The sequence below is a fragment of the Pseudoroseomonas cervicalis ATCC 49957 genome, assembly GCF_000164635.1.
Taxonomy (GTDB): Bacteria; Pseudomonadota; Alphaproteobacteria; order Acetobacterales; family Acetobacteraceae; genus Pseudoroseomonas; species Pseudoroseomonas cervicalis.
In genome coordinates, this window is record NZ_GG770777.1 from 1,379,114 (window position 1) to 1,387,557 (window position 8,444).

An 8,444-nucleotide genomic window follows, 5' to 3' on the forward strand; every position below is an offset into this window, starting at 1 on the left:
GCCTGGGTGGCGGCGCGGGCGGCGGCATAACCCTCGCGCGCCGCCACCAGATCCCGCTCCGCCCGCGCGACCAACACCGAAAAGAATTCGGCCTCGGCCTGGCGGGTCAGGCCGGAGAGGTTGCGGTAGCGCGCCGCCTGCCGCGCCTGGCGCTGCAGCGACTGGCGCTGCACCTCCAGCTGGCCCTTCAGATCCTCGGCGCGGGTCAGGTTGGCCTCGGCCTGGCGCAGCTTCAGCTCGGCCTCGTGCTTGCGGGCGCGGAGCCCCGCGATGCCGGCCGCCTCCTCCAGCACCTGGCGCCGCTCCTCCGGCCGGGCTGCGATCAGCGCCGCCACCTTGCCCTGGCTGACCATGGCGGAGGAGCGCGCGCCGCTGCCGATATCGGCGAACAGGGTCTGCACGTCGCGCCCGCGCGCCTCGCGGCCATTGATGCGGAAGCCGGTGCCCTCGCCGCGCACGATGCGGCGGGTGATCTCCAGCTCGGCGGCGGACTGGTTGGGCGGCGGGGCCAGGCCCAGCGCCTCCTCCAGCAGCAGCGTCACCTCGGCCTGGTTGCGGCCCGGACGGTGCGCGGTGCCGGCGAAGATGACATCGTCCATCTCGCCGCCACGCATGGCGCGCGCATTGGTCTCGCCCATCGCCCAGCGCAGCGCCTCGACCACGTTGGACTTGCCGCAGCCATTCGGGCCGACAATGCCGGTCAGGCCCGGCAGCACGTCCAGCGTGGTGGGCTCGGCGAAGGATTTGAAGCCGGCGATGCGCAGCCGCACCAGCACGGCGCGCAGCGCGGCCTCGCGCGCCGCGGCCTCGGCGGCGGCGTCGCGGGGGGCTGCTTCCGTTTCAGTGCCGGGCGGCGGGGTGCCGTCCGGGGTCTCCGCGACGGGCGGCATTTGGCCGCCCGCCTCCTGGGTGGGGTCGCTCAACTGGCGGCGGCCTCGGCGGCGAAGCGGTCGAAGGACAGGGCGCCAGGCACCGGCCGGTTGCCGAAGACGAAGGTCGGCGTGGAATTGACGTTGTGCTGCTGCTGGCCGCGCAGGCGGCTCTCCAGGATGCCACGGCGCAGGCCCTCATCGGCGATGGCGGCGTCCACCTGGGCGCGGCTCATCCCCGCCAGGGCGGCCACCTTGGCGATCTCCGCCACCGGGTCGCCATTGCGGTTGAAGGCCCAGCGATCCTGGGTGGCGAGCAGCGCGCCGATGAAGCCCTCATAGCGCTCGGCCGGCAGGGCGCGCGCCACCTGGGCGGCGGCCAGGGCCAGCTGGTCCAGCGGGAAGTCGCGCCACACCATGCGCACCTTGCCGGTCGCCACCAGCTCCTGCTTCACCCGCGGCCAGACCTCCTTGTGGAAGGCGGCGCAATGCGAGCAGGTGAGGGAGAAATACTCCACCACCACCTTCGCATCCTCCTGCCCGGCCGAGCGCTCGCCCAGGCGCGGATCAGCGTCCTGGGCCCGCGCCAGGGAGGGCAGGACCAGCGCCGGGGCCAGCGCGGCGGGCGCCACCAGCAGGGTGCGACGGGAAAGCGACATGAGACCTCCTCGGAGGGTTGGCGGGACAGGCCGCCGATGGCGCGCCTTCTAGCGCGAAACCGACGCGGCCGCGATGCCCGGTTGCTGCACCGCAGATGCCGCCTCCCTCCCTCCCCTGTCCATCCACCGTTTCTTTTTCTTTCTTTTCTTTCAGCGCCGGCCGCCGCTGGCGGCCGGCCAGGCACACGGCCCGGCCTGTCTCGCCTTGAGCCGCCGGCATCTTGAAAGGACAGGCGCGGCGGTCGCCGGAACGCCGGTCAGGGCGCCCTTGGCTCAGGGCCGGCAGACTCGCCGCCGGATGGGCACGGCGGGTGGGATGCGCCATCGGCAGCGCCGGCCCCCCGGGGGCAGCCATCACCGCGCTAGCGCCACAGCGCCTCTTCATGGCCGTCGGGCATGGCTGGCCGGCCACGCCCGGCGGCCGAAATGCCGCGCCCCCTTCACGGAAGCTTGCGCGGGGCACGGCTTTGGCGGAAAGGCGCGGCCACGCCAGAACACCCGATACCAAGGAGAGGCCGATGGCCCGCCTGTTCCCCGCCTGGACGCTCGCGCGCGGTCCCGTGGTGGGCCCCGAGGAGCGCCTGCCTGCCGGCGCGACCATCGCCATGGGGCTGCAGCATGTGGTCGCCATGTCGGGGGCCACCATCCTCGGCCCGCTGCTGATGGGCTTCGACCCCAACATCGCCATCCTGTTCTCCGGCATCGGCACGCTGATCTTCTTCCTGCTGACCGGCGGCCGGGTGCCGAGCTATCTGGGGTCGAGCTTCGCCTTCATCGCCGTGGTGGTGGCCTACACCGCCTATCCGGGCAGCGGGCCGAACGCGAACATCGCGGGTGCCCTGGGCGGCATCATCGCCGCCGGCGCGCTCTATGCGGTGATCGGGCTGGTCGTCATGGCCACCGGCACCGGCTGGATCGAGAAGCTGATGCCCCCCGTCGTCACCGGCGCCGTGGGCGCGGCGATCGGGCTGAACCTGGCGCCCGTCGCGGCGCGCGGCGTGCAGGGCAGCGGGCTGGTGACGACGGTCGGGCTGGCGACGCTGCTCGCGGTGGCGCTGCTGGCCTGCTACGCGCCGCCGGCGCTGCGCCGCGTCTCGATCCTGGCCGGCACGGTCATCGGCTACCTGCTGTATCTGGTGCTGACCAATGGCTTCGGCCTGGGCCCGGCGATCGACTTCTCCGGCATCGCCGCCGCCCCCTGGTTCGGCATGCCGAACTTCGTCGCGCCGCGCTTCGAGGCGGGGGCCATGCTGCTGATCGCCCCGGTCGCGATCATCCTGGTCGCCGAGAATCTGGGGCACATCAAGGCGGTCGGCGCCATGACCGGCAAGAGCCTGGACCGCTGGATGGGCCGCGCCTTCCTGGGCGATGGCGTCGCCACCATGCTGGCCGGCAGCGGCGGCGGCACGGGTGTCACCACCTATGTCGAGAATATCGGCGTCATGGCGATGACCCGCGTCTATTCGACGCTGATCTTCGTGGTGGCGGCGCTGTTCGCCATCCTGCTCGGCTTCTCGCCGAAATTCGGCGCGGTGTTGCAGACGGTGCCGGGCCCGGTGCTGGGCGGGCTGGCGGTCGCCGTGTTCGGCCTGATCGCCGCCGCGATGGCGCGCATCTGGGTCGACAACAAGGTCGATTTCTCCGACCCGCGCAACCTGCTGACCGTGGGCGTCACGCTGATCGCCGGCGCCGGCGACCTGACGGTGAACATCGGCGGCTTCGCCATCGGCGGCATCGGCACCGCGACGGTCGCCGCCATCGGCCTCTACCAACTCCTCGGCCTCCGCCGTTGATCTTCCAGCTGCCGGTCATGGTTCAGACGGCGGGTGCTGCACTGGGGCGGGTTCCTCGGGCCCAGTGGAGCGTCCCGCCTCTCCACCGGATGGCGGCAGCCTGACAGAAAAAAGATGGGGGTCCGGGGGAATTCATTCCCCCGGATCTTTGCTTTCATGGGGCTTCTTTTTTTTCCGGAGTCCCTCATGAAGCTATCCAACCGCGTGGCCGTGATCACGGGCGGTGCCTCCGGCATCGGCCTGGCCAGTGCGCATCTGTTCGCGCGGGAGGGGGCGCGGCTGGCGCTGGTGGACCGCGACGCGGCGGCGCTGGAGGCGGCGTCCGCCGCCCTGTCGGCCGAGGGGGCGGAGGTGATGGTCTTCGCTTCCGATGTCGGCGCGCCGGGGGCGGCGGAGGCGGATGCGGCGGCGGTGCTGGCGCGCTGGGGCCGGGTGGATGTGCTGATGACGGCGGCCGGGTTCTCGACGGGCGGCACGGTGCTGACCACCACGCCGGAGGACTGGGATGCCGTGCTGCGCGCCAATCTCAGCGGCACCTGGCTCTGGGCGCGGGCGGTGCTGCCGGCGATGCGGGCGCAGGGCAGCGGCTCGATCATCACCGTCTCGTCGCAGCTGGCGCGGGCGGGCGGGCGCGGCAACAGCGCCTATATCGCCGCCAAGGGCGCCATTCTCAGCCTGACGCGCAGCATGGCGCTGGAATTCGCGGCCGAGGGCATCAGGGTGAACGCCATCCTGCCCGGCGCCATCGAGACGCCGCTGCTGGCGCGCAGCTTCGCCCGCCATGCGGACCCGGCCGTGCCGCGCGCGGCGTCGATCGCGCGGCATCCGATGGGGCGGCTCGGCCGGCCGGAGGAGGTGGCGGAGGCGGCGCTGTTCCTGGCCAGCGACGCCAGCAGCTTCACCACGGGCAGCGAGATCCTGGTGGATGGCGGCTGGCTGGCGGGCTAGCCGGTGCGCTTGCCGCGATAGACCCCCTGCCCCAGCCGGGCCAGCGCCGCGCGCAGATCGGGGTCGGCGATGCGCTCCAGCTTCTCGGCCAGCGGCGCCGGCAGGGGGGGCGCGGGCTTCGGCGCCGGCTTGCGGGCGGCCGCCGCCGGCAGCTTCACCTGCACCAGGCGGATGCGGTTGACCAGCCTCTGGCCCAGCGCCGTGTTGATCTTGGCGACCAGCTGCGGCTCCAGATATTGCAGCTCCATCGCCACCGGGCCGGAGCAGCCGAGCGTCAGCGTGCCGGCGGAGAATTTCTGCGGCACGCTCTGCGCCGCCAGCACGGGGCCGACGATCTCCGCCCAGTCGGAGATCAGATGGGCCGCCGCCGGGCTGCGCTTGCGGAAGACCGGCCGTGTCAGCCGCGGCAGCAGGGCGGAGACCGGGCGCAGGCCGAGATCGGCGCGCCACTCGCCGACCCGGCCCGGGGTGGTGCCGGGGGCGGGCTTCGGCGCATCGGTCTTCGCCGCCGGCGCGGTGCCGGCGATTCGCGGGGTTGATCCGCGGCGCGCTTCGTCCTCTTTCTGCACCCGTGCTCGCTCCCGCTCCCCTGCCCAGGGCCCAGGCCCTGCTCGAATGGTATGATCGCCACCGCCGCGCCCTGCCCTGGCGCGAGGCCGCGCGCGATCCCTACCGCATCTGGCTCTCCGAAGTCATGCTGCAGCAGACGACGGTGGCCGCGGTCACGCCGCGCTGGCGCCGCTTCCTGGACCGCTTCCCCAGCGTGGAGGCGCTGGCCGCCGCGCCCTGGGCGGAGGTGGCCGAGGAATGGGCGGGGCTCGGCTATTATGCCCGCGCCCGCAACCTGCATGCCTGCGCCCAGGCGGTGGCGGCGCGCGGCGGCTTCCCCGACACGGTGGAGGGGCTGCGGGCGCTGCCCGGCATCGGCGCCTACACGGCGGCCTCGGTCGCGGCCATCGCCTTCGGCCGCGCGGTGGTGCCGCTGGATGGCAATGTGGAGCGGGTGACGGCGCGCATCGCCGCTGTCGAGGAAGAACTGCCCGGCGCCCGGCCGCGCCTGGCCGCGCTGGCCCAGGGCTGGATGGGCCAGGAAGAGGCGGCGGCGCGCCCGGCCGATTTCGTGCAGGCGCTGTTCGACCTCGGCGCCACGATCTGCACGCCGCGCAGCCCGGCCTGCGCGCTCTGCCCCTGGCGGGGGGCGTGCCTGGGGCAGCGCCAGGGCATCGCCCAGAGCCTGCCGCGCAAGGCACCGAAGCGCGCCCGGCCGGTGAAGCAGGGCGTTCACTTCCTGCTGACCGATGCCGGGGGAAGGCTGCTGCTGCGGCGACGCCCGCCCTCCGGCCTGCTGGGCGGCATGCTGGGCCTGCCCGGCACGCCCTGGCGCGAGGAGGCCTGGAGCGAGGAGGACGCGCTCGCCCACGCCCCGGCCCTGCTGCCCTGGCGCCGCCTGCCCGGCGAGGCGCGGCACGGCTTCACCCATTTCGAGCTGCGCATGGCGCTCTACACCGCCAGCGCGCCCCCGGGGCTGAATGCGGAAGGCGAGTGGCTGGCGCCCGAGGCCGCCGCCGCCGCCCTGCCCGGCGCCATGCAGCGGCTGCTGGCGCTTGCCGAGGGCGCCGGCGCCATGGCAAGCCCCGCGCGCGACGCCCCAGCCCGGGGCGCCGCCAAGACACCGACTCCGGGACGCCCCGCATGATGCACCTGACCGCCACCCGCGCCCGCCTCTCGCCGCTGCGCCGTGGCCTGACCTTCGCCGCCCTCGCCCTGCTGGGCTCGGCCGCCATGGCCGCCGCCGCGCAGATCACCGTGCCGATGTGGCCGGTGCCCGCCACGCTGCAATCGCTGGTGGTGCTGGTGATCGGCGCGCTGGGCGGCCCGGCGCTGGGCGCCGCCACCATGCTGGCCTATCTGGCCGAAGGCGCGATGGGCCTGCCGGTCTTCGCCGGCGGCGCCGCCGGCCCGGCCGCGCTGATGGGACCGACCGCCGGCTTCCTGCTGGGCTTCGTGCTCTCCGCCTGGCTGGCCGGCTTCACCCCGCGCCAGGGGCTGCTGCGCCAGGGCGCGGTGCTGCTGGGCGCGCATCTGGCGATGTTCGTCCCCGGCGTGCTGTGGCTCGCCACCGTCACCGGCCTGGAGAAGGCGCTGATGGCGGGCTTCGTGCTGTTCATCCCCGGCACGCTGGTGAAGACCGCGCTGGCGCTCGCCACGCTGCGCGCCGCCCGCCGCGGCTGAGACGAGACCCGGGCGGCGCAACCTGCGCCGCCCGGCGCGGTTCTCTTTCTGGAACAGGCCGTGAACGGCCGCAGAGGAGACACCGCCATGGCCGATCCGCGCCAGACCCGTGACGCCGCCCCCGAGCCTGCCCCTGGGGCCGAGCTGCCGAACAACACGGTCAAGGACCCCGCCGAGTGGACCACCGGCGAGGAAAGCATGACCGGCGCCCAGGCCAGCTACCTGAAGACGCTGTGCCAGGAGGCGGGCGAGGCCTTCGATCCGGCGCTGACCAAGGCCGAGGCCTCCCGCCGCATCGACGAACTGCAAGGCAAGACCGGGCGCGGCAAGGACCACTGATCCGCGTCGCCGCGCCGGAACGTCATGCCTTCGCCACGGAAGCGTCATCGCACCGTAGCGCCGGCATGGCACCCGGCGGGCCATGCACCAGGATCCCGACAGCGCGCGCAAGCAGCTGAGCGACGCGCCCTCCATCGACCCCAGCGCCCGCGTGCGCGATTGCCGCTTCGGCCGCTTCAACGAGGTCGGCGCGCGCACGCGCATCGCCGAGTCCAGCATGGGCGACTACGCCTATGTCGTGAACGACTCGGACATCATCTACACGGAGATCGGGCCGTTCTGCTCGATCGCCGCGCAGGTGCGCATCAACCCGGGCAACCACCCGCTGGACCGCGTGGCGCTCAGCCACTTCACCTACCGCGCCAGCGCCTATGGCCTGGGCGAGGACGAGGCCGGCTTCTTCGACTGGCGCCGCTCCAAGCCGGTGAAACTCGGCGCCGATGCCTGGGTGGGGCACGGCGCCATCATCCTGCCCGGCGTCACGGTGGGCATCGGCGCCGCCATCGGCGCGGGGGCCGTGGTCACCAAGGACGTACCGGACTATGCCATCGTGGTCGGCAATCCGGGGCGGGTGCTGCGCTACCGCTTCCCGCCCGAGATCCAGGCGGCGCTGAAGCGCATCGCCTGGTGGCGGTGGAGCGACGACAGGCTGCGCGCGGCGTTGCAGGAGATCCGCACGCTTTCGGCCGAGGAGTTCTGCCGGCGCCACGACCCGGTGTAACATCCCGCCGCCAACCACATGGGGGAGTTCGCCAATGATCCGCAGCATCCTGGTCGCGCTGGACGACACGCCGGGCGCCGCCGCCGCGCGCGATCTGGCGATCGCCCTGGCACGGCGCGGTGGCGCCAGCCTGACGGCCGCGGTGGTGCTGGACATGCCGCACACCCGCGACGCCACCGGCGCCATGCCGCCGGGTGGTGCCGCCTTCCTGGAGCGGCGCAACGAATCCCTCGCCCGCCGGGCGGAGCAGGAGGCGAGCGCGGCGCTCGCCGCCTTCGCCGAGGCCGCCGGCGACCTGCCCTATGAGACGCTGCGGCTGGAGGAAGCGCCCGAGCCCGCCCTGCTGCAGGCCGGCGCCATGCACGATGTGCTGGTGATCGGCCGCGACAGCACCATCGGCCAGGAGGAGAACGAGGACGGGCTGGCCCCGGTGATCGAGCATCTGCTGCATCGCGGCGCCCGCCCGCTGCTGGTGGTGCCGCCGCGCGAGGAGATGACCGGCTACGACCCCGAGGGCACGGTGCTGGTGGGCTATGACGCCTCGCTGCCCGCCATGCGGGCGCTGCAGCTCTACGCGCTGCTGAAGCCGGAGGGCGAGGTGAAGGCCAAGGTCTTCTCCTGCGCCGATGACCGCGCCACGGCCCAGGCCATGGCCGAGCAGGGCGCCACCTATCTGCGCCGGCACGGGGTGGAGGTGAGCGCGCTCGGCGTCACCGGCCAGCACCCGGCCGATCTGCTGCTGGCCGAGGCGGCGGATGGGCGGCCGCGCCTGGTGGTGATGGGGGCCTATGAGACCTCGGGGCTGCGCAGCTTCCTGCTGGGCTCGGCGACGCGGAAGCTGCTGCGGGAGCTGCCTTGCCCGATTTTTGTTCATAGGTAAGCG

10 protein-coding genes are annotated in these 8,444 nt (G+C 73.5%); 7 read left to right on the top strand and 3 right to left on the bottom strand.

What is annotated here, in order from left to right; translation table 11 throughout:
• Both HMPREF0731_RS05965 and HMPREF0731_RS05970 read right to left on the bottom strand, forming a co-directional pair.
• Positions 1-785 (bottom strand): AAA family ATPase (locus tag HMPREF0731_RS05965; protein WP_157135992.1); only part of this gene is annotated, 785 nt, incomplete at its 3' end.
• Positions 786-919: 134 nt separating this feature from the next.
• Positions 920-1,528: a DsbA family protein gene (locus tag HMPREF0731_RS05970; RefSeq protein ID WP_007003149.1), complete on the bottom strand. Its 609-nt coding sequence runs from the start codon at positions 1,526-1,528 to the stop codon at positions 920-922.
• Between the two features lie 518 nt (positions 1,529-2,046).
• Between HMPREF0731_RS05970 and HMPREF0731_RS05975 the strand changes: the two genes are divergently transcribed.
• Together HMPREF0731_RS05975 and HMPREF0731_RS05980 are read left to right on the top strand one after the other, a co-directional pair.
• Positions 2,047-3,321, top strand: coding sequence for a solute carrier family 23 protein (locus HMPREF0731_RS05975; RefSeq protein WP_007003150.1), 1,275 nt, complete (start codon positions 2,047-2,049; stop codon positions 3,319-3,321).
• 186 nt (positions 3,322-3,507) lie between these two features.
• The gene (locus tag HMPREF0731_RS05980; protein WP_040611966.1) at positions 3,508-4,269 is read left to right on the top strand and encodes an SDR family oxidoreductase; all 762 of its coding nucleotides are present in this window, start codon (positions 3,508-3,510) and stop codon (positions 4,267-4,269) included.
• On the opposite strand, the gene HMPREF0731_RS05985 is transcribed toward HMPREF0731_RS05980, so the two are convergent.
• Complete coding sequence (locus HMPREF0731_RS05985) at positions 4,266-4,838, bottom strand: DUF721 domain-containing protein (protein WP_007003152.1); 573 nt, start codon at positions 4,836-4,838, stop codon at positions 4,266-4,268. The genes HMPREF0731_RS05980 and HMPREF0731_RS05985 overlap by 4 nt on opposite strands.
• A gap of 2 nt (positions 4,839-4,840) precedes the next feature.
• On the opposite strand from HMPREF0731_RS05985, the gene HMPREF0731_RS05990 reads away from it, so the two are divergent.
• The 5 genes from HMPREF0731_RS05990 to HMPREF0731_RS06010 all read left to right on the top strand — a co-directional run bounded on the left by HMPREF0731_RS05990 (position 4,841) and on the right by HMPREF0731_RS06010 (position 8,441).
• Complete coding sequence (locus HMPREF0731_RS05990; protein WP_245538249.1) at positions 4,841-5,965, top strand: A/G-specific adenine glycosylase; 1,125 nt, start codon at positions 4,841-4,843, stop codon at positions 5,963-5,965.
• Positions 5,962-6,501 carry a biotin transporter BioY gene (locus HMPREF0731_RS05995; protein WP_007003154.1) on the top strand — a complete coding sequence of 180 codons (540 nt, stop codon included), beginning with the start codon at positions 5,962-5,964 and terminating at the stop codon, positions 6,499-6,501. The genes HMPREF0731_RS05990 and HMPREF0731_RS05995 overlap by 4 nt, the downstream gene beginning before the upstream one ends.
• An 87-nt stretch (positions 6,502-6,588) precedes the next feature.
• Positions 6,589-6,840 carry a DUF3072 domain-containing protein gene (locus HMPREF0731_RS06000; RefSeq protein ID WP_007003155.1) on the top strand — a complete coding sequence of 84 codons (252 nt, stop codon included), beginning with the start codon at positions 6,589-6,591 and terminating at the stop codon, positions 6,838-6,840.
• Positions 6,841-6,922: 82 nt separating this feature from the next.
• Positions 6,923-7,561: an LbetaH domain-containing protein gene (locus HMPREF0731_RS06005; RefSeq protein WP_007003156.1), complete on the top strand. Its 639-nt coding sequence runs from the start codon at positions 6,923-6,925 to the stop codon at positions 7,559-7,561.
• Between the two features lie 34 nt (positions 7,562-7,595).
• A complete protein-coding gene (locus HMPREF0731_RS06010) occupies positions 7,596-8,441 on the top strand; it encodes a universal stress protein (protein WP_040611967.1) in 846 nt (281 codons plus the stop codon).
• Positions 8,442-8,444 lie beyond the last annotated feature (3 nt).

What these genes read in the sequence shown, in the direction of transcription:
- HMPREF0731_RS05970 (WP_007003149.1), bottom strand. Translation starts at nt 1,528, where the DNA reads ATGTCGCTTTCCCGTCGCACCCTGCTGGTGGCGCCCGCCGCGCTGGCC.
- HMPREF0731_RS05975 (WP_007003150.1), top strand. Translation starts at nt 2,047, where the DNA reads ATGGCCCGCCTGTTCCCCGCCTGGACGCTCGCGCGCGGTCCCGTGGTG.
- HMPREF0731_RS05980 (WP_040611966.1), top strand. Translation starts at nt 3,508, where the DNA reads ATGAAGCTATCCAACCGCGTGGCCGTGATCACGGGCGGTGCCTCCGGC.
- HMPREF0731_RS05995 (WP_007003154.1), top strand. Translation starts at nt 5,962, where the DNA reads ATGATGCACCTGACCGCCACCCGCGCCCGCCTCTCGCCGCTGCGCCGT.
- HMPREF0731_RS06000 (WP_007003155.1), top strand. Translation starts at nt 6,589, where the DNA reads ATGGCCGATCCGCGCCAGACCCGTGACGCCGCCCCCGAGCCTGCCCCT.
- HMPREF0731_RS06005 (WP_007003156.1), top strand. Translation starts at nt 6,923, where the DNA reads ATGCACCAGGATCCCGACAGCGCGCGCAAGCAGCTGAGCGACGCGCCC.
- HMPREF0731_RS06010 (WP_040611967.1), top strand. Translation starts at nt 7,596, where the DNA reads ATGATCCGCAGCATCCTGGTCGCGCTGGACGACACGCCGGGCGCCGCC.